A 20,751-nucleotide genomic window follows, 5' to 3' on the forward strand; every position below is an offset into this window, starting at 1 on the left:
GAAATATATTTTGACGCTCCCTATTTTAAATAGGGGGCGTCTTTGTTTTTTTACAAATACTTAATGTAATAAAACAATAAATGAAATGTTTGATTTAGATTCAAATATTAAAAATTTGCATGAAAAAACCCAATTTTGGATGACAATAAAGCATGCATACAAAATGTTATTAAATAATTTTTTATAAAGGTTTAGCTTTGTAATTTCTTGTAAGGAAAATAAAATACGAATGCTAAAAATGAAAGGGGCTCAATTATGACAAAGTATATTTTTGTAACAGGTGGCGTAGTTTCTTCTCTTGGTAAAGGGATTGTAGCAGCATCTTTAGGACGACTACTAAAAAACAGAGGATTAAATGTAACAATTCAAAAGTTCGATCCTTACATTAACTTAGACCCAGGAACAATGAGTCCTTATCAACATGGTGAAGTTTTCGTAACAGATGACGGTGCAGAAACAGACTTAGACTTAGGGCATTATGAAAGATTTGTTGATATTAATGTTACTAAATTCAACAATATAACTAGTGGTAAAGTTTATTCTACAGTTTTACAAAAAGAACGTCGTGGAGATTACTTAGGAGGAACTGTACAAGTTATCCCACATATTACAAATGAGATTAAAGATAAAGTTTTCCGTGCGGGTCGCGAAACGAATGCGGATGTTGTTATCACTGAAATCGGTGGAACTGTTGGTGATATCGAATCATTACCATTTATGGAAGCTATTCGTCAAATTAAAAGCGATGTAGGCCGCGACAACGTAATGTATGTTCACTGTACGCTTGTTCCTTATATTAAAGCAGCTGGTGAGTTAAAAACAAAACCAACTCAGCACAGTGTAAAAGAACTTCGTAGCATTGGTATTCAACCAAATGTGATCGTATTACGTTCAGAAACATCTGTACCTCAAGAAATGAAAGATAAAATTGCTCAATTCTGTGATGTGGATGCGAAAGATGTAATCGAATGTGTAGACGCAGATACTCTTTACGAAATCCCATTAGCTTTACAAGCTCAAGGATTAGATAGCATCGCATGTAATCATTTAAAACTTCAAACAAATGAAGCAGATATGACAGAGTGGATTTCTTTAGTAGATAAAGTTAAAAACCTAACTAAATCAACAAAAATCGCTCTAGTTGGTAAATATGTAGAATTACAAGATGCTTATATTTCAGTAGCAGAAGCATTAAAGCACGCAGGATTTGCTTTTGATAGTGAAATTGAAATCAAATGGATTAATGCAGAAGAAGTTACAACAGCTAATGTAAACGAACTTTTAAGTGACGTAGATGGAATTCTTGTACCAGGTGGATTCGGAGACCGTGGTATAGAAGGCAAAATCTTAACTGCACAATTTGCTCGTGAAAATAACGTACCATTCTTAGGAATTTGTCTAGGTATGCAAATTGCTTCAATTGAATTTGCTAGAAATGTTTTAGGATTGAAAGGTGCTCACTCGGCTGAAATCGATCCTACTACTAACTATCCAATTATCGATTTATTACCAGAACAAAAAGATGTAGAAGATCTAGGTGGTACATTACGTTTAGGTTTATATCCATGTAAATTAGTTGAAGGTTCAAAAGCACACGAAGCTTACGGAGAAGAAGTTGTTTACGAACGTCACCGTCATCGTTATGAGTTCAATAATGAATACCGTCAACAAATGGAACAAGAAGGATTTATCTTCTCAGGTACTAGCCCTGATGGTCGTTTAGTAGAAATTATTGAGTTGCCAAATCACCCTTGGTTTGTAGCTTCTCAATTCCACCCAGAGTTTATTTCTCGTCCAAATAGACCACAACCATTATTCAGAGATTTTGTAGGAGCATCACTACAAAATCGAGGTTAAGGCAATAAAAAAACACCCAACAGATTTTATTATAATCATGTTGGGTGTTTTTGTTATTTTAGAATTATTTTTCAGTCAAAATCTGATAGGATTTCACTCATTGTAAGTAGTAGGCAATGATAAATGAATAATCCTGTGAGTAGGGTAGGTAAACAGATTCGATCTCCCTCATCAGTTGGAACAAGCTTTCTTGTTAATTCATAGTTAATAAATACATCAGCTAGTTCTGATAAATGGTCTTCTCCATTGATTATGGTAGAGACGATCACTAATCCAATATTTGATTCTGATAGTTTATTCGCAAGAAGAATAGCTTCTTGATCATCCGTCTGTCTTGTAAATAAAAGCACTCGATCTACTGGTGATAATGACTGGAATTCACCGTTAATCATTAAAGGTTTAATTGAGTCGTTTTGTTCTGCGCCATCAGTTATTTCTGAAACAATACCAGCAAATTCTTTTGTACCATGAACATAAACGCATCCTTCTCCAATAACTGCCTGTGCTAAGAAGCGTGAAGCATCTTCAAATACTTCCTCTTGCTTTACTATTTTTTGAAAAACGCCATTCAATTGTGTCGAAAAAATTTTTAACATTAAATGATACTCCCTCTTATAAAAGTATGTTCTAACCATTATACTGTAATTTAGATAGATACAAAAAAAATTTAAAAAAGTAGTTTTTTGTAAAATTTTCAAACTAATGCAGGAAAAAAGGTTTTTAAGTAGAATGTAAAAATTTAGGGGATTTTGTGTTTTTTAAGAACGTTATCTGGTTAAGAAAGGTGGTACTATTTTTGGGAAGTAAATTACTTATAGTAGACGATCAGTACGGAATTCGTTTGCTTTTACACGAAATTTTCAAAAAAGAAGGCTATGAGGTATTTCAGGCAGCTAATGGTTTTCAAGCTATTGATATTGTAGTGAAGGATTGTCCCGACTTAGTTATTCTTGATATGAAAATACCAGGTATGGACGGAGTGGAGATTCTAAAACGAATCAAAGAAATTAATAAAGATATTAAAGTTATATTGATGACGGCTTATGGTGAACTCGATATTATTGAAGAAGCTAAAAAATTAGGCGCACTACAATATTTTCCAAAACCATTTGATATTGATGAAATTAAAAAGGTTGTTAGAGAGCATACTTCACAACCACAATCTCAGCAGTAAAGTAGCAGATGGGTAGCGGACCATCTGCTTTTATTTTTATCTTGAAATTGAAAGCGTTTTCGGAAATACCGAATAAATCCGGTTGAAATTGCGTTTAATTATCCAAAATGTTACGATAATACGAACATTTGATGATATTTGTTGTGTTTTCATTTCATTTTTTGTATTCTTATGTTGTGATATAAATACCTAATAATTTACATAATAAAGAACGATTTGTAGCATTCTATTCTTGTTAGTAAAATTATGGGTGCAGATTAATTTTCATAAAAGAGTATATAAGGAGGGCTTAAAATGCCTTTAGTATCTATGACTGAAATGCTTAATAAAGCAAAAGAAGGTAAATACGCTGTTGGTCAATACAATATTAATAACTTAGAGTGGACTTTTGCTATTCTTACTGCAGCTGAAAAAGAAAAATCACCTGTAATTCTTGGTGTTTCTGAAGGTGCAGCTAAATACATGGGTGGATTTAACACTGTTGTAAAAATGGTAGAAGGTTTATTAATTGATTTAAAAATTACTGTACCTGTAGCAATTCATCTTGATCACGGTTCAAGCTTTGAAGCATGTAAAGCTGCAATTGACGCTGGATTTACTTCAGTTATGATTGATGCTTCTCATGATCCATTTGAACAAAACGTTGAAACAACTAAAAAAGTAGTAGACTACGCTCATTCTCATGGTGTATCTGTTGAAGCTGAATTAGGAACTGTTGGTGGACAAGAAGATCACGTTGTTGGAGATATTATTTATGCTAACCCAGCAGAGTGTAAAGACCTAGTTGAGCGTACTGGCATTGATTGCTTAGCTCCAGCTTTAGGATCTGTTCATGGACCATACAAAGGTGAACCAAAATTAGGTTTCGACGAAATGGAACAAATCGGTAACGAAACTAATGTACCATTAGTTTTACACGGTGGAACTGGAATCCCAACTGAACAAATTCAAAAAGCAATCGCTCGTGGAACTGCAAAAATTAACGTAAACACTGAGAACCAAATTGCTTTCAATAAAGCTGTTCGTGAATTTGTTGCAAATGATGAAAAACAATATGACCCACGTAAAGTTCTTGGACCAGGTCGCGAAGCAATTATCGCAACAGTAGCTGGCAAAATCCGTGAGTTCGGTACTAGCAACAAAGCATAATATTTTAAGTTTTTTAGCTTGAAATATGATATATTATAATAAATTAAGCCGTCTAAATCATGTTTAGACGGTTTTCTTGTTTAACAAATCCATTTTTTAGCAATAAATTTATATGTTTTTTCATTTAGACTTGAAGATATAAGATAATAATGATTAGAATTAGTTTAGTTCTAGTTAAGAAATTACCAAATATCTAATTCTACTTAATTAACTAATCAAAATTTATTTAAAGGTTCTACTCAATCTCAATTTTTATTAAAATTCATGATATTGTAATTAACCAAACAAAAGCAAAAGTCTTTACATTAGACTGTAGCTCTCGTATAAACTAAGATTAGAGAAGTAGAATTTTGGAGAAAATAGGTAAAAACTATTCGACAGTTGAGAAGATTAAATACTTTACTTCTCTACTATTTTCTTCTGCTCATTTAGAAGGGAGTATGCTATGGAAAAGCTTGTATTAGAAGGCGGTATACCTTTAAAAGGGACAATTCGTGTTAGCGGTGCCAAAAATAGTGCAGTGGCTCTAATCCCAGCAACTATTTTAGCAAGCTCACCTGTAACACTTGAAGGAGTTCCTTCTATTTCAGATGTTCAAACACTTTGTGACCTTTTAGAGGAAATAGGTGGTCAAGTAGAAGTATCTGATGAAAAAATAATGATTGATCCAACAAATATGGTTGCAATGCCACTTCCAAGTGGGAAGGTAAAAAAATTGCGAGCGTCTTATTATTTAATGGGTGCAATGTTAGGTAGATTTAAGCAAGCGGTTATAGGCTTACCAGGGGGATGTTATCTTGGACCAAGACCTATTGATCAACATATAAAAGGTTTTGAAGCATTAGGTGCAAAAGTAACGAATGAGCAAGGTGCAATCTATTTAAGGGCAGAAGAACTAAAAGGTGCACGTATATACTTGGATGTAGTTAGTGTTGGTGCAACGATTAATATCATGTTAGCAGCGGTTTTAGCAAATGGTAGAACTGTTATTGAAAACGCTGCAAAAGAGCCTGAGATTGTAGATGTAGCTACCTTATTAACTAGTATGGGTGCTAAAATTAAAGGTGCAGGTACTGATGTAATTCGAATTGATGGAGTAGAATCTCTATCTGGCTGCACACATACAATTATCCCTGATCGCATTGAAGCAGGAACATATACAATATTAGCTGCTGCAACTGTGCAAGATGGGGACAAGGTTATTGTTGATAATGTTATTCCTCACCATTTGGAATCACTTATAGCGAAAATGAGAGAAATGAATATAGATATTGATACGAATGACGATCAAATTATCGTTTCTGGATCAAATAAAGAACTAAGATCAGTAGATATTAAAACTTTAGTTTATCCAGGTTTCCCGACTGACTTACAACAGCCGTTTTCTGTGTTGTTAACGAAGGCAAATGGGACAGCCGTTATAACTGATACAATTTATGGTGCAAGATTTAAGCATATTGATGAGCTTAGAAGAATGAGTGCAACCATTAAAGTCGAAGGTAGTACGGCTATTATTTCCGGTCCTTCGCAGTTACAAGGCGGTCGTGTAAAAGCAAGTGATTTACGTGCTGGCGCAGCGTTGGTTATAGCAGGCCTAATTGCGGAAGGTAAAACAGAACTAACAGGTTTAGAACATGTTGACAGAGGATATGAGGATTTAGTTGAAAAGCTTTTAGGATTAGGAGCAAATGTATGGCGTGTTCAACTAACCAAGCAAGAAGTTGAACAATTAAAAAATGCGTAAAATTGGGTGTCTATATACTCATTAACATATTAAAGATAGTTTTCATTTACATCAAAGGGGGAGTTTTGAATGGAAAGAAGTTTATCAATGGAGTTAGTTCGTGTTACTGAGGCAGCAGCACTAGCATCTGCAAAATGGATGGGTTTAGGTAAAAAGGATGAAGCAGATGATGCTGCTACAACAGCAATGCGTGATGTATTTGATACGATTCCTATGAAGGGAACAGTTGTAATTGGAGAAGGCGAAATGGACGAGGCTCCAATGCTATATATCGGTGAGAAACTTGGTAATGGATATGGTCCAAGAGTGGACGTAGCAGTTGATCCACTTGAAGGTACTAATATCGTTGCATCTGGTGGTTGGAATGCTTTAGCAGTTATTGCAATTGCTGACCATGGTAATTTATTACATGCTCCTGATATGTACATGGAGAAACTTGCAGTTGGACCTGAAGCGGTTGGTAAAGTTGATATCAATGCATCTGTTCTTGAAAACTTAACAGCTGTAGCAAAAGCAAAAGGAAAAAATATTAATGAAGTTGTTGCAACAGTATTAAATAGAGAACGTCATGCGAAGTTAATTGAAGAAATTCGCTCAGCAGGAGCTCGAATTAAACTAATCAACGATGGTGACGTAGCGGGAGCAATTAACACAGCTTTTGATCATACAGGTGTTGATATTTTATTTGGAAGCGGTGGAGCGCCAGAAGGAGTTATCGCTGCAGTTGCTTTAAAATGCTTAGGTGGAGAACTTCAAGGTAAATTATTACCTCAAAATGAAGAAGAGATTGAACGTTGCAAACGCATGGGTATAGAAGATCCAAACCGTATTTTATATATGGACGATTTAGTTAAAGGTGACGACGCAATTTTTGCTGCTACTGGTGTAACTGATGGAGAATTGCTAAAAGGTGTACAATACAAAGGGAATGTAGGATCTACGCAATCGTTAGTTATGCGTGCTAAATCAGGAACTGTTCGTTTTGTAGATGGACGTCACAGCCTAAACAAAAAACCAAACCTAGTTATTAAATAATTTAATCATTTAAAAACTTGGTTATGATGTTCGTTAATAATGAATCAAAATTCTTTGTTATCGAAATCGAAATCTAGATATTAATTTAGTAGAATAATGACTCTTTCCTTTATTTACCGAAGGGGAGAGTCATTAAATAGTTTAGTCGAAAAATAGTTGGCATAAAAAACTCTTTCGAATTATAATCTCAATAGATAGTAAACCTATTAATTCTAATTACTTAGAATATTTTTAGGGGAAAAGGTTACACTAAAGAGTAATACTTTATGTAAGTTTCCTTCAAAAAACCTTCTAAATAACCTTCCGAATTAAGAAAACCCTAATTTGAACGAATAAAAGTAAAGAGTGGTGTTATATGAGTTTAACAATCTCTGCATTAGAAAATATGAAATTAAAAGATTTGTATGAACACGCGAAGGTAATGAAAATTTCGTATTACAGCAAATTATCGAAAAAAGAACTTATTTTTGCAATCCTTAAAGCGCAAGCGGAAAAAGACGGATTAATGTTCATGGAAGGTGTACTAGAAATTATCCCTTCAGAAGGATATGGATTCTTACGTCCAATTAATTATTCACCTAGTTCAGAAGATATTTATATTTCTGCATCTCAAATTCGTCGTTTTGATATGCGAAATGGTGATAAGGTTTCTGGAAAGGTACGTCCACCGAAGGAAAATGAAAGATACTTTGGTCTACTTCAAGTAGAAGCAGTCAATGGAGATGATCCTGAGAATGCTAAAGAACGAGTTCACTTCCCAGGATTAACTGCTTTATATCCTAATAGACAAATGAAGCTTGAAACATCTCCTGCAAAGTTTTCAACAAGAATTATTGATATGATCGCCCCAGTAGGATTTGGTCAACGTGGTTTAATTGTTGCCCCTCCAAAAGCCGGTAAGACTGAGTTATTAAAAGAAATTGCAAATAGCATCACAACAAATCACCCAGAAGCTGAACTAATTGTATTGCTAATTGATGAGCGACCAGAAGAGGTAACGGACATTGAACGTTCTGTAAAAGGAGACGTTGTAAGTTCGACTTTCGATGAAACTCCTGATAGTCATATCAAGGTTGCCGAATTAGTATTAGAGCGCGCTATGAGACTAGTAGAGCACAAGAAAGATGTAATTATTTTAATGGATAGTATTACTAGGCTAGCTCGTGCGTATAATTTAGTTATTCCACCAAGTGGTCGTACGTTATCAGGTGGTATTGATCCTGCTGCATTCCATAGACCAAAACGATTCTTCGGTGCTGCACGTAATATCGAAGAAGGTGGAAGTTTAACGATTTTAGCAACAGCTCTAATCGACACTGGCTCACGTATGGACGATGTTATTTATGAAGAATTCAAAGGTACTGGTAATATGGAGCTTCACTTAGATCGTTCATTAGCTGAACGTCGTATCTTCCCAGCAATTGACATTCGTCGTTCTGGAACACGTAAAGAAGATTTATTAATACCAAAAGATCATCTGGACAAGCTATGGTTAATGAGAAAAACAATGTCAGATATTCCAGACTTTGTTGAACGTTATTTCAGAATGCTTCGTCAAACGAAAACAAATGAAGATTTCTTCAATACGATGACTGAAGAAAGTAGAAAAACGCCTGTCTCTAATAAATAGTTGGAAGATATAAGCAATCTGAAAGAGAAATAGTGGGTTGCATTCTCCCGGGTTAGTTGCTATAATTTCATTTGTATGTGAAATGTAAATTATGTGTTAAACACATGGTTTCTTATAACTCTGATTTCAAGGATTTCAGGGCGGAAGGAGATGAAAGACATGAAAGCGAATATTCATCCTAATTACAAGAAAGTAGTGTTTATGGATATTAACACTGGTTTCAAATTCTTAAGCGGATCAACAAAATATTCTAACGAAACAATCGAATGGGAAGATGGCGAAACTTACCCTCTAATCAAAGTTGAGGTTTCTTCTGATTCACACCCATTCTACACTGGACGTCAGAAATTTGCTAACGCTGCAGGACGTGTTGAACGTTTCAACAAGAAATACGGCCTTAAGTAATATTGATGAAAAGCAGGCGAGTTATTGCTACTTTGCCTGCTTTTTTTACGCATTTATAGTCAAATAACATATAAGTTAAATTCAATTTAGTGAATTTTTATATAAATAATCAAGATACTTACACGAATTATAAATACTGATGAATTAACCATCGTTAAAAATAAATAAAATAGTCTTTGTACTGATATAGAAAGGTGAGACACATAATGTTCTTTATGATGAAAAAAAATGGTTGGATTGAAATGATTTGCGGAAGTATGTTTTCTGGAAAATCAGAGGAACTGATTCGCCGTGTTCGTCGTACGCAGTTTGCTAAGCAAAGCTGTGTTACATTCAAGCCATCAATTGATAATCGATACAGTGAAGTAGAAGTGGTGTCTCACACAGGTATGAAAGTACCTGCTTATGCAGTAACACACTCATCACATATTCTTAAATATGTTACAGAAGAAGTTGAAGTAGTTGCAATTGACGAGATTCAATTCTTTGACGATGAAATAGTTATGGTAGTTCAAGAACTTGCGAACTCTGGAAAACGTGTGATTTGTGCAGGTTTAGACCAGGATTTTAGAGGATTACCATTTGGTAAAGTACCTGAGATATTATCAATCGCAGAACATGTAACGAAATTAAACGCAGTTTGTGCTTCATGCGGTTCGCCTGCAAGTAGAACTCAAAGATTAATAAATGGTAAACCAGCTTTATTTGAAGACCCTATTATTTTAGTAGGTGCATCTGAATCGTATGAACCAAGATGTAGACACTGTCACGAAGTACCAACGAAAACAATTCAACCAGCACTTCAAAGTCAGAACGATTAATTAGACAGTAGGTTGAAAATTAGCTATTAAGACCATATACTAATAAATGTGGAGAAAGCTCGCCCAGCTCTGAATGGATTATTATCGGAGAGCTAGCTTTCGGAACTGGACAATAATAATTGTGGATAAAGTGTTATTGGCGCTTTTACCTTAGAATTAAAGAAGCGATTTAGAATCGCTTTTTTTCGATATATATTTAGAAACTATTTAAGACGAAAATGTCGAGGTGAAAATTATGTTTGATCGATTACAAGCTGTAGAGGATCGCTATGATAGATTAAACGATTTACTTAGTGACCCGGAAATTATAAACGATTCAAAAAAGTTACGTGAATACTCAAAAGAACAATCAGACATACAAGAAACAGTTGATGTATACCGTCAATACAAATCAGCTAAAGAGCAAATTAAAGATGCAAAAGCTATGCTTGAAGAAAAGCTTGATGCTGATATGCGCGAAATGGTTAAAGAAGAATTAAATGATTTAGAAAACGAATCAAAGGATTTAGAAGAACGTCTAAAAATACTTTTAATTCCAAAAGATCCTAACGATGATAAAAACGTTATTGTTGAGATTCGTGGTGCTGCTGGAGGAGACGAGGCTGCATTATTTGCTGCTACGTTATACCGTATGTACAGCCGTTTTGCTGAGGTTAACGGATGGAAAACAGAAATCATTGAAGGTAACTATACAGAGCTAGGTGGCTTTAAAGAGGTTATCTTTATGATAAATGGTAAAGGTGCATACTCAAAACTAAAATTTGAAAATGGTGCACACCGTGTTCAACGTGTTCCTGAAACAGAATCAGGTGGACGAATTCATACTTCAACTGCAACTGTAGCAGTTTTACCAGAAGCTGAAGAAGTAGAAATTGAAATTCATGAAAAAGATATTCGTGTAGATACATTTGCTTCAAGTGGTCCTGGTGGTCAATCAGTAAATACAACGATGTCTGCGGTGCGTTTAACTCATATTCCAACAAATACAGTTGTATCATGTCAGGATGAAAAATCACAAATTAAGAATAAAGAAAAAGCGATGAAGGTTCTTCGCGCTAGGGTTTATGATAAATTCCAAAGAGAAGTACAAGCAGAATATGATCAAAACCGTAAGCAAGCTGTAGGTACAGGTGACCGTTCTGAACGTATCCGTACTTATAACTACCCACAAAACCGTGTAACTGACCACCGAATTGGATTAACAATTCAAAAGCTTGATCAAATCGTTGAAGGTAAAATCGACGAAATCATTAATGCTTTAATTATGGATGATCAAGCAAAACGAATGGAACAAAGTCAATAATGACAACAAAGATATATGAAGCCCTAAAATGGGCTTCTTCTTTTTTACAAGAACACGGTCGTGATGAAAATGTGGGTGAAATTGTATTAAAACATCTTTTGGACTATAATCGAACAGAATTATTGCTGAATATGAGAGAAGACTTAAAAGAGAATGATTGGATGCAGTTTCAAGAATTGGTTCATAAGCACGTAAAGGGCCAACCAATCCAGTATTTAATAGGATATGAATACTTTTATGGCCGAAAGTTCTTCGTTAATGAAGAAGTACTAATTCCAAGACCAGAAACAGAGGAGTTAGTGGAAGGTGTTCTGCATCGTATTCAAAAGCATTGGAAGAATACAGCACAACTTGAACTAGTAGATGTAGGTACAGGTAGTGGGGCGATTGCAATCTCGCTTGCGCTTGAAAGTAATCAACTAACAGTTCATACAGTTGATATTGCAGCAGAATCTATTCAAGTTGCAAAACGAAATGCACAAGAGTTAAAGGCAAATGTCCACTTTATACACAATGATTTACTGAATTACTTTATTGAAGAAAACAAGAGAGTTGATATTGTAGTATCAAATCCGCCGTATATTCCGCATGAGGACTGGTTGGGGTTAGATGAAGTAGTTAAGGAACATGAACCATACCGTGCTTTAGTAGGTGGCGAAGATGGTCTAGATTTTTATCGTCGTTTTGCAAATGACCTACCTAAAGTATTAAAAGAAAAATCACTGGTTGCATTTGAAGTAGGAGTCAATCAAGGTGAACAGGTTGCAGACATTTTAAGGGAAGCTTACCCGAATTCGAAGGTTGAAGTTGTTCTCGATATTAATGGAAAAGACCGTATGGTTTATATGGTAAATGGCTAATTTAAATAATGAATCGTAATGATATTGACTAGAAAAAGTCTATGTATTACGATTCTTTTTTTTGTGTTAAAGTTGTAAAAGATGAGGAAAATTTTAATCAAGAAAAAACAAAAACATTACGAAAGAAGATAGTTAGAATGAAAAAGTTTAAAGGTTGGATTGTATTTAATGGTCATATTACAGCTACAAAATTTACTGAACTTTTTGAATGGTTACGTGATACAGCAATCTCAAAAGGAATAGATGTTACTTTAGTTAAACATTATGAACTAATCCCAGTAATCGAAAAGGGTCAAGCGATTTTAAAAGGGAAATTCGCGAATGAGAAACCTGATTTTGTAATTTTTTGGGACAAGGATGTTCATTTAGCAAGGCATTTAGAAAATATGGGGCTAAAATTATATAATTCCGCGAGAACGATTGAAGTCTGTGATGATAAGGCTTTAACTTTTCAAGCGTTATCGAACTACGATATTCCCATGCCAAAAACAATTACGGCTCCGCTGCTGTTCCCTAATTGTGATTTAACAAACTATGATTTTTACGATGGAGTTATACAGGAATTAGGTTTTCCTTTAATTATAAAAGAGTCATTCGGTTCATTTGGTAGACAAGTTTATTTAGTTGAGAATAGAGAAGATTTTTATAAAAAGGTAGATGAACTAAAGCACAAACCTCACATTTATCAAGAGTTTATAGAATCAAGCAGAGGGACTGATATTCGCATCCAAGTAGTAGGTAAACAAGTAGTAACAGCAGTGTTAAGAAAATCAGAATCAGATTTTCGTGCAAATGTTACAAACGGTGGAAAGATGTATAAGTATGAGCCAACAGAAGAGCAAATCAATTTAGCGCTTAAATGTTCTGAAATATTGGGAGCTGATTTTGCAGGAATTGACTTATTGTTCGGCGAAGATGGAAAAACGTATATATGCGAAGTTAACTCAAACGCACATTTCAAAAATATTTATCTATGTACAGACGTGGATACAACGAAATATATTATTGATTATATTACCTGGGACTTGGAGAAAAACGTATGATTGGTTGGCTAATCTATTCCGATTCAGATGCAGAAAGAAATAGAACGTATATTGACTGGTTAGTAAGCGGAGCATTGGAAAATGGATTTGAGTTAAAGTTATTATATACAGAAGATATTGTAATAGGTATTCGAAGCGGTGTTAATATACTTTGCTATCAAGGTGAAGAGTTAAGTAAACCGGCCTTTGTAATTATGAGGACGATATCACAATTATTATCTTCCCACTTTGAAGAAATGGGAATCAGAACTTTTAATAACCAGGCGATTTCAACAATGGCCAACCATAAGTTTCTAACACACCAGAAGCTTTCTAGTCTAGGAATTCCAATGCTAGACACATTTTATTATCAAAAAAATACAATTACAAAATCTTTAGATACAATCATTTTCCCTTGTGTGCTTAAAAATTGCACAGGAAGAGGCGGAAGTGAAGTATATTTTATAAATAATCAAGAAGAGTTACTGGAGACCGTACAGAACGCAAACTTCGATGAAGTATTAATTCAAAACGTTGCAGAGCAATTAGGTAAGGACTTAAGAGTTTTTATCATCGGTAAAGAAATTGTTGCAGCCGTTTTAAGATATTCAGAAAAAGATTTTCGAGCGAATTTTTCTCTAGGCGGAGGCGCAATACTATACGAACTTTCCAAAAATGAAAAAGAACTCATTCAAAAAATAGTAGATCACTTTGATTTTGACTTCGTTGGAATTGACTTCATGTTTGATGCAAACAACCAACTAATCTTTAATGAAATTGAGGACGTAGTAGGGAGTAGAACACTTTATACTGTTTCAAACATAGATATTGTTTCGTTATATATGGATTATATTAAAAAGCAGATAAATTGTTAGAGATAAAAGGAATTTCTAAACTGTGTATTTCATACGTTCCTTTTTAATAGATTGTTAGTCAGTTAGGGGAAATCTATGAGTAAATCTCAACGTAAGATGCTCGGCGGCAATGGAGACTGGGACGGCAAGGATCCTGAAGTAATGAAAGGCTCAACATCTCTACAACGGAAAACGGCTATCTAAAACTGGAAATCATCGTTTACTTCCTTGTCCAAAAAGAAACTATAAAAAAATAGAATACTAGTGTTTAAGAAATAATCAAATTGTCTACACTGTTCCTAGAGGGATGGTGGAGAGAATGAAAACTAAAAATAAAAATAAAATAACATATAAAATTATTTCTTTATTTATCATATTATTAATTAGTTCATCAGTGTTAATGCCACTTCGAGATACAAACGCTAAAGGTAATGAAATGGTTATAATTCCTAAGAAGGCTGTACGACTAAGAATTCTAGCAAATAGCGATTCTAGTGAAGACCAAGCTCTTAAACGTAAAGTTAGAGATGAAGTTAATGCTCAAATTAATACTTGGGTAAAAGATTTAACTACCTTTGAAGAGGGACAAAAGGTTATTAAAAGTCATATTCCAGATTTACAAAAAACAGTTGCGCGTGTTATTAAAGAAGAAGGCTCAAATCAATCATTTACAATTACTTACTCTAAAAAAGTTAAATTCCCTACAAAGTTATATGGAAGTTTCCTATATCCTGCAGGTGATTACGAAGCAGTTTTAATTAAACTTGGTGCTGGTCAAGGGGCAAACTGGTGGTGCGTATTGTTCCCGCCATTATGCTTCCTAGATTTTTCAAACGGTGATGCAACTTTAAGTAAAGAATCACTACAATCTCAACAAAAGGTTGATCAAGAAACAAAAATCGAAAAAGAACCAAAAATCGAAAAAGAACCAAAGAAAGAATTTAATAAACAAGAAGCATTACGTTTAAGCGATGATGATACTAATACTGCAACAAAACAAAACAATGAACCATCTTTGCAAGATGATAATGAGATCAAGAGCAGTGACGATGCGGTTATGGCTTCTACTTTATCTAGCGATGAACCAAAAGATGATATTAAGGTAGAGAGCTTCTTTGTACAAATGTTAAAGCAATTATTTTAGTTCTAGCAATCTCCCTATGTGCATAAAGTATTACAAGCATACTAGGGAGGTTTTTTTATGAAAATACGTTCAGCAGTTCAGGAAGATTTTGAAACAATTTTTTCATTCTTGGGACAAGCAGGATTATCTACAAACGGACTTGAGGAGCAACAAGAATCATTTTTCATAATGGAAGATGAGTTTGGGAAAGCACAAGCTGTAATAGGATATGAGCAAGATGGAGAAGAAGCGTTATTAAGATCACTAGTAGTTGCACCTACCATTTACTCACAGCATATGGTACTCTTTTTACAAAGTGTTCTTGAAAAACTAAAAGAAGAAATGATTAGTAAAGTATATTTATTAACAAGACAGCATGTAGTTCAAGACTTATTCCTTTTACTAGGTTTTGGTCAAGTCGAACAGGAAAATGTTTCGAATAGTATTAAAGAAATGAAGCATTACCAAACTACTATTACGAATGAAGAAGTATTAGTTTATCAAAAAGAACTATACACAAAGTTATCCACAAATTAGCAAGTTTTGTCCACAATTTGTGGATAAAACTTGCTTTTCATTCTTTGGATAATGTCTAAATTTGTAAAATATACACTATTATTCACTCTAGAGAGAGGTGCTACGTATGGAAACGAAAATATGGTATGTGGATAATCCTGTGAATAAAGAAGAAGTTTACCCACAGATTGTGGATGCAGCAAAAAATTTACAGTTAGGACAAGTTGTCGCTTTTCCAACAGAAACCGTTTATGGGTTAGGGGCGAATGCTCTTTCAGATGAAGCGGTTCAACGAATCTTCCAAGCAAAAGGTAGACCAAGTGATAATCCCCTTATTGTACATATTGCCAACAAAGAACAGTTAGATCATCTAGTTGAAGAAATTCCATTAGATGCAAAAAAACTAATGGATGCTTTTTGGCCAGGGCCATTAACGTTAATTTTAAAAAGTAAGAAAAATGTTTCAAAATATGTAACGGCAGGGTTATCCACTGTAGGAATAAGAATGCCTGATCATCCAGTTGCTCTAGCATTAATTGAAGCTTGTAATTTGCCAATAGCAGCACCAAGTGCAAATACATCAGGGAAACCTAGTCCAACTTCTGCTAAGCATGTATTTGAAGATCTAAATGGACGAATTGTAGGAATTGTAGATGGTGGTAGTACAGGGGTCGGGGTTGAATCAACAGTTATTGACTGTTCTCAAGCTATTTTTACAATATTAAGACCAGGTAGTATTACGCCAGAAATGATAAAAGAAATAATTCCTACTGTTGAAGTAGATCCAGCAACTATGAAGGAAAACGAAGCACCAAAATCACCTGGTATGAAATATAAACATTATGCACCAGATGCTCAAATGCATCTTGTAAATGGAAGTATTGAGTTTATACACAAACTTATACACAATTCCAAAACAGAAGGAAAAAGAGTAGGGATATTAACAACTGAAGAAAATGCAACGAAATATGATGCAGATGTAATTCTTACATGTGGAAAACGTAGTGACTTATCAACCGTAGCTGCAGCATTATATGATTGCATTCGTAAATTTAATGAAGAACATGTTGATATCATTTATTGTGAAACCTTCCCTTATGAAGGCATTGGAATTGCGATTATGAATCGTCTGTGGAAAGCCTGTGGACATTCAGTTATTCAGGAAAAATAATAGATGCTAAGGTTCGGTCCATTATTATATTCATATTTAGACAAAGCTCATAAAACTTGATTTTCAGACTGATTGCAAGCGTTTGTCAACAGTCTAAAAAATTTTATTAATTTCCCTCATATCATTTATAGGACGTGCATATCTTTTAATAGCAAGTCCTAGGGGGGAAAGCATGAATAGCTCATTAATCAATGAACTAATTACATTAACTATTATGGGATCTGCGCTAGGTTTAGATGCATTCTCAGTTGGATTAGGAATGGGAGTTATACAACTTAAATTTAAACAGATCATCAATATCGGTATTGTAATCGGACTCTTTCATGTAATAATGCCCTTGTTAGGAATGATCATTGGATATGAGTTATCCGAGAATCTGGGACGATTTGCTGTATTACTCGGTGGATTCTTATTAATGGGGATAGGCTTTCACATGATCTACTCAACTTTATTTGGAAAAGAAGAAAATAAATATTCACCGACAGGAGTAGGGTTACTTCTTTTTGCATTTAGTGTAAGTGTGGACAGTTTTTCGGTTGGAATTAGCTTAGGAACATTCGGTGCTAAAACATGGCTAACAATTCTACTATTTGGTATTATCAGTACAATTTTAACCTGGGCTGGATTACTTTTAGGAAGAAGAGTAGAACAGGAACTTGGTAAATTTGGAGAACTATTAGGTGGTTCGTTCTTATTGATTTTTGGAATAAAACTATTATTTTTTTCTTAACAGATACATAAGGTGAATAAGAGCTAAGGATGGAGAAAATTGGAGACAATTGCCCCATCCTTTTATTTTTTAGTAAAATAGATTAAATAAAACGTTCAGATAAATGAGGGTGAGGTATTAAGATGAAAAATATATTATTTGTTTGTACCGGAAATACATGTAGAAGCCCAATGGCAGAAGCGCTATTAAGACATCATGGTAATGAGTTCTATCAGGTCAAGTCTGCTGGAGTATTTGCTATGTCAGGTGACCCTGCTTCTCAAAATGCAATATTGGCACTGAAAAATAAAGGGATAGATACAAATCATTCCTCGCAGCCAATAAATGAAGATCTATTGGAATGGTCTTCTAAAGTCTTATCAATGACATTGAGCCATAAACAAATGTTAGTTTCTAAGTTTCCTCAGTATAAGGATAGAATATTTACATTTTATGAATATATAAACGGTCAAGCTAAAGATATTTCTGACCCTTATGGAGGGTCATTAACAACTTATGAAAATACTTTGAGCGAATTAGAAGAGTTGGTAAAACAGATTGTACAGAAACCAAACGAATATTAATTTAATCAGTGATTAGATGTTAATTAGATGCCCTAAATCTGAACATAATAGTGTAAGATAGAAATTGAAGTCAATTCAATACGATAGAAAATTAATTCAAAGATATCAATACGGGGGTTATCTAATGAAAGTAGCAATAGCGTCTGATCATGGTGGATTAAATATACGTCAAGAAATCATGAATTTAATGGATGAAATGGGCATTGAATACGAAGATTATGGTTGTGAGTGTGGTACATCTGTAGACTACCCAGATTATGCATTCCCAGTTGCACAAAAAGTTGCAAATGGAGAAGTAGACCGTGGAATATTAATTTGTGGAACAGGAATTGGTATGTCAATTGCCGCAAATAAAGTTGAAGGAATTCGATGTGCTTTAGTGCATGATACTTTTAGTGCGAAAGCAACTCGTGAACATAATGATACGAATATTCTAGCTATGGGGGAACGAGTAATCGGACCTGGTTTAGCAAGAGACATTGCAAAAATATGGTTAACGACTGAGTTTGAAGGCGGTCGACATGAAAATCGAGTAAATAAAATTAAAGACTACGAAAAGAATCACCAATTATAAAACCTAAATGAGAAGCCGTTAATCCAAAACATAATGTGAAGATTATCGGCTTTTTTAATAATGAATAATAGAATGTTAGTCAATTTAAAGAATGATTCTACGAAAGGGGCAAAACAAGTGAATGAAGAATTAAGGTTAGTAGCCGGGCAAATAAAATCATTATTACACGAGCTAAATGATCATGTGAATTTTACAAGTGAGCATGTTTTAGTCATTGGATGTAGCACTAGTGAGGTTAGCGGACAAAGAATTGGAACTTCAGGAACAATCGAAGTAGCGGAAGTCTTATTTAATGAGATTAAGGCTTTTCAAGATGAAACAGGAGTACAATTAGCATTTCAATGCTGTGAACATTTGAACAGGGCATTGGTTGTTCAAAGAAAAACGGCAAAAAGTTTACAATTAGATGAGGTAACTGTGATACCAGTTCGTACTGCAGGAGGAGCACTTGCCTCATTCGCATATAGACATTTAGATCATGCTGTAATTGTTGAGCACATTAAAGCGGATGCAGGGATTGATATTGGCGATACTTTAATCGGTATGCATTTAAAGCACGTGGCAGTTCCTTTAAGAACAAGTATTAAACATGTTGGACAAGCCCATATTACGGTGGCAAAAACTCGTCCAAAGTTAATTGGTGGAGCGCGTGCAGTTTACGCAATAGATGAAGACGTTAAATAATGTGTTTTTTATTATAATAGAATAGTTAAATGTTAGTTATTTGAAAGATATATCTTTCATTTTCAATATAAAACATGGTAAAATAGAAAGGAATTCGGTCGTTTTATCGAATAATATAGTAAATTTATACTAGTAATGTTCGTGTTTTACAAAAAGGGGGATATAACTGTGGAAAATTTAAAAAAGCAAGATCCATCATTGTATGAGGCAATACAGTTAGAGTTAGGTAGACAACGTACTAAAATCGAGTTAATTGCTTCTGAAAACTTTGTAAGCGAAGCAGTAATGGAAGCCCAAGGTTCAGTATTAACAAATAAATATGCTGAAGGATATCCAAGCAAACGATACTATGGCGGTTGTGAATATGTTGATATCACAGAAAACATTGCAAGAGACCGTGCAAAAGAAATTTTCGGAGCAGAACACGTAAATGTTCAACCTCATTCAGGTGCTCAAGCGAATATGGCAGTTTATTTCACTATTTTAAAACATGGTGATACAGTATTAGGTATGAATTTATCACATGGTGGTCATTTAACTCACGGAAGCCCAGTAAACTTCAGTGGGGTACAATATAATTTCGTTGAGTATGGAGTAGATCCAGAAACTCAAGTAATTAACTATGAAGATGTATTAGAAAAGGCTAAAGCGCATAAGCCTAAATTAATTGTAGCTGGTGCAAGTGCTTATCCAAGAGCAATTGACTTTAAAAAATTCAGAGAAATTGCAGATGAAGTTGGAGCTTACTTAATGGTCGATATGGCACATATCGCTGGTTTAGTAGCAACAGGTCTTCATCAAAATCCAGTTCCATTTGCTGATTTTGTTACAACAACTACTCATAAAACATTACGTGGACCACGTGGTGGTATGATTTTATGTAAAGAAGAATTCGCAAAAGCGATTGATAAATCAATCTTCCCTGGAATTCAAGGTGGACCATTAATGCACGTAATTGCAGCTAAAGCTGTAGCATTTGGTGAAGCACTACAAGAAGATTTTAAAAAGTATGCACAAGCGGTCATCGATAACGCTGCTCGTTTAGCAGAAGGCTTAAAATCTAACGGCTTAAATTTAGTATCTGGTGGCACAGATAATCACTTAATTTTAATTGATGTTCGTTCATTAGAGTTAACTGGTAAAGTTGCTGAGCACGTATTAGATGAGGTTGGTATTACATGTAATAAAAATACAATCCCATTTGATCCAGCAAGTCCGTTTGTAACAAGTGGTATCCGTATCGGTACAGCTGCTGTAACTTCAAGAGGGTTTACTTTAGAAGATATGGATGAAATTGCATCAATCATTGCTGATACATTAAAAAATCACGAAAACCAAGAAGTACTAGAAGCATCTCGTAATCGAGTTAATGCTTTATCAAGCAAATACGAATTATATCCTACATTTTAATAAATAAAGTATAAAGTAAGCTATCTTTAGAACTGTATTTTCAATTGCAAATAGCATTGAAGGTGCAATTATACTAAAGATAGCTTTAATTTTTTAAAACTTTGTGATAAAGTTCACAAAAAGTTC

21 protein-coding genes are annotated in these 20,751 nt (G+C 34.4%); 20 read left to right on the forward strand and 1 reads right to left on the reverse strand.

What is annotated here, in order from left to right; translation table 11 throughout:
• The first annotated feature begins 255 nt into the window (after positions 1–255).
• Entirely contained in the window at positions 256–1,857 is a 1,602-nt protein-coding gene (gene pyrG, locus AN960_RS07735) for a CTP synthase (protein WP_056469227.1), read from the forward strand.
• 71 nt (positions 1,858–1,928) lie between these two features.
• On the opposite strand, the gene AN960_RS07740 is transcribed toward pyrG, so the two are convergent.
• Positions 1,929–2,453, reverse strand: a complete 525-nt coding sequence (locus tag AN960_RS07740; RefSeq protein ID WP_056469230.1) for a DUF2529 family protein — start codon at positions 2,451–2,453, stop codon at positions 1,929–1,931.
• 200 nt (positions 2,454–2,653) lie between these two features.
• Here AN960_RS07740 and AN960_RS07745 point away from each other — a divergent pair, with 200 nt between their 5' ends.
• The 19 genes from AN960_RS07745 to glyA all read left to right on the forward strand — a co-directional run bounded on the left by AN960_RS07745 (position 2,654) and on the right by glyA (position 20,625).
• Positions 2,654–3,031 (forward strand): response regulator, encoded by a 378-nt coding sequence (locus AN960_RS07745; RefSeq protein ID WP_025671030.1) that lies wholly within the window; start codon positions 2,654–2,656, stop codon positions 3,029–3,031.
• A 294-nt stretch (positions 3,032–3,325) separates the two neighbouring features.
• Positions 3,326–4,180 carry a class II fructose-bisphosphate aldolase gene (locus tag AN960_RS07750; RefSeq protein WP_056469233.1) on the forward strand — a complete coding sequence of 285 codons (855 nt, stop codon included), beginning with the start codon at positions 3,326–3,328 and terminating at the stop codon, positions 4,178–4,180.
• 445 nt (positions 4,181–4,625) lie between these two features.
• Positions 4,626–5,924, forward strand: coding sequence for a UDP-N-acetylglucosamine 1-carboxyvinyltransferase (murA, locus tag AN960_RS07755; protein WP_056469236.1), 1,299 nt, complete (start codon positions 4,626–4,628; stop codon positions 5,922–5,924).
• 69 nt (positions 5,925–5,993) lie between these two features.
• Positions 5,994–6,959 carry a class II fructose-bisphosphatase gene (glpX, locus tag AN960_RS07760; protein WP_056469239.1) on the forward strand — a complete coding sequence of 322 codons (966 nt, stop codon included), beginning with the start codon at positions 5,994–5,996 and terminating at the stop codon, positions 6,957–6,959.
• A 355-nt stretch (positions 6,960–7,314) separates the two neighbouring features.
• Positions 7,315–8,589, forward strand: a complete 1,275-nt coding sequence (gene rho / locus AN960_RS07765; protein ID WP_056469242.1) for a transcription termination factor Rho — start codon at positions 7,315–7,317, stop codon at positions 8,587–8,589.
• 159 nt (positions 8,590–8,748) lie between these two features.
• The gene (locus tag AN960_RS07770) at positions 8,749–8,994 is read left to right on the forward strand and encodes a type B 50S ribosomal protein L31 (protein ID WP_025671035.1); all 246 of its coding nucleotides are present in this window, start codon (positions 8,749–8,751) and stop codon (positions 8,992–8,994) included.
• 206 nt (positions 8,995–9,200) lie between these two features.
• On the forward strand, positions 9,201–9,815 hold the full coding sequence (locus AN960_RS07775; RefSeq protein WP_056469245.1) for a thymidine kinase: 615 nt from the start codon (positions 9,201–9,203) through the stop codon (positions 9,813–9,815).
• Positions 9,816–10,050: 235 nt separating this feature from the next.
• Positions 10,051–11,118 (forward strand): peptide chain release factor 1, encoded by a 1,068-nt coding sequence (gene prfA, locus AN960_RS07780; protein ID WP_056469249.1) that lies wholly within the window; start codon positions 10,051–10,053, stop codon positions 11,116–11,118.
• Positions 11,118–11,978 carry a peptide chain release factor N(5)-glutamine methyltransferase gene (gene prmC / locus AN960_RS07785; protein WP_056469252.1) on the forward strand — a complete coding sequence of 287 codons (861 nt, stop codon included), beginning with the start codon at positions 11,118–11,120 and terminating at the stop codon, positions 11,976–11,978. The genes prfA and prmC overlap by 1 nt, the downstream gene beginning before the upstream one ends.
• A 137-nt stretch (positions 11,979–12,115) precedes the next feature.
• Positions 12,116–13,021, forward strand: a complete 906-nt coding sequence (locus AN960_RS07790) for an ATP-grasp domain-containing protein (protein WP_056469943.1) — start codon at positions 12,116–12,118, stop codon at positions 13,019–13,021.
• Complete coding sequence (locus AN960_RS07795; RefSeq protein ID WP_056469255.1) at positions 13,018–13,875, forward strand: ATP-grasp domain-containing protein; 858 nt, start codon at positions 13,018–13,020, stop codon at positions 13,873–13,875. The genes AN960_RS07790 and AN960_RS07795 overlap by 4 nt, the downstream gene beginning before the upstream one ends.
• Positions 13,876–14,254: 379 nt before the next feature.
• A complete protein-coding gene (gene spoIIR, locus AN960_RS07800; RefSeq protein WP_429901072.1) occupies positions 14,255–14,998 on the forward strand; it encodes a stage II sporulation protein R in 744 nt (247 codons plus the stop codon).
• 57 nt (positions 14,999–15,055) lie between these two features.
• The gene (locus AN960_RS07805; protein WP_056469258.1) at positions 15,056–15,514 is read left to right on the forward strand and encodes a GNAT family N-acetyltransferase; all 459 of its coding nucleotides are present in this window, start codon (positions 15,056–15,058) and stop codon (positions 15,512–15,514) included.
• Between the two features lie 106 nt (positions 15,515–15,620).
• Positions 15,621–16,664: an L-threonylcarbamoyladenylate synthase gene (locus tag AN960_RS07810; protein WP_056469260.1), complete on the forward strand. Its 1,044-nt coding sequence runs from the start codon at positions 15,621–15,623 to the stop codon at positions 16,662–16,664.
• Positions 16,665–16,836: 172 nt separating this feature from the next.
• On the forward strand, positions 16,837–17,394 hold the full coding sequence (locus tag AN960_RS07815; protein ID WP_056469263.1) for a manganese efflux pump MntP: 558 nt from the start codon (positions 16,837–16,839) through the stop codon (positions 17,392–17,394).
• A gap of 122 nt (positions 17,395–17,516) precedes the next feature.
• Complete coding sequence (locus tag AN960_RS07820; RefSeq protein ID WP_056469266.1) at positions 17,517–17,957, forward strand: low molecular weight protein arginine phosphatase; 441 nt, start codon at positions 17,517–17,519, stop codon at positions 17,955–17,957.
• 124 nt (positions 17,958–18,081) lie between these two features.
• Entirely contained in the window at positions 18,082–18,531 is a 450-nt protein-coding gene (rpiB, locus tag AN960_RS07825; RefSeq protein ID WP_025568584.1) for a ribose 5-phosphate isomerase B, read from the forward strand.
• A gap of 72 nt (positions 18,532–18,603) precedes the next feature.
• Positions 18,604–19,215 (forward strand): TIGR01440 family protein, encoded by a 612-nt coding sequence (locus tag AN960_RS07830; protein WP_082459426.1) that lies wholly within the window; start codon positions 18,604–18,606, stop codon positions 19,213–19,215.
• 168 nt (positions 19,216–19,383) lie between these two features.
• Entirely contained in the window at positions 19,384–20,625 is a 1,242-nt protein-coding gene (glyA, locus tag AN960_RS07835) for a serine hydroxymethyltransferase (RefSeq protein ID WP_056469271.1), read from the forward strand.
• Positions 20,626–20,751: the final 126 nt, after the last annotated feature.

Origin of the sequence: Bacillus sp. FJAT-25509 (assembly GCF_001420605.1) — a bacterium.
In the GTDB taxonomy this organism is placed as follows: Bacteria; Bacillota; Bacilli; order Bacillales; family Bacillaceae_G; genus Gottfriedia.